At 45.2% G+C, this 591-nt stretch carries 1 pseudogene; it reads right to left on the minus strand.

Features of this window, described 5'->3' with window-relative positions:
- Window positions 1–522, minus strand: a pseudogene (locus ETC00_RS19545) (hypothetical protein); the annotation flags it as partial.
- Window positions 523–591: the final 69 nt, after the last annotated feature.

Genomic DNA, 591 nt, shown 5'->3' on the forward strand with positions numbered 1-591 from the left:
TCCTACGCTTATGTGTGCTCCCCTACATAAAATAACCCTATAAATGACAAGGGGAACGTACCCTTCTCTAGGTACGCCCTTTAGAACAACCCCTGCCATTGTAGCGTCAACGCAAATAGTAGAGTCAAACAACTCCCAAGCATTATTTCTTTCAGCGTAGAAAGTCCAAAGATTTTGTCTCTTCACTGCTCTCCAAACGCTGTACGTCCCTGCTTGGGTGCTGTCCTCACTCTCTAGGAACTCCACCTTCTCTAGTGCGTTCTTCCATATGACGATACCGCCCTCGTCTCCTAATCTCGTAGGAGTATAGTCAGCATGGACTTGAAGTAAGAGTTCGTCCTCATCTTGAGGGAGTGAGAACAAGGCGTTTGTACTTCTATCTGTAGGGTTGTGGTTAAGTATCAACTTCTTACCCACATCATCATAAACATAGGAGTCAGAGGGAGACACGACCCAACGGGTGTTGAGCGTGTCAAAATTATCGTCAAAGATAAGTCCACTCTGTACTCTATGGATACTCAAATTCAACTCCCCCTATCTTGTTTTCTTGTTGTTCCAGCCATTCCATGCAGGGAACGGTTTACCCATAAT

The organism is Brevibacillus sp. MCWH (genome assembly GCF_013096935.1).
Taxonomy (GTDB): Bacteria; Bacillota; Bacilli; order Brevibacillales; family Brevibacillaceae; genus Brevibacillus; species Brevibacillus aydinogluensis.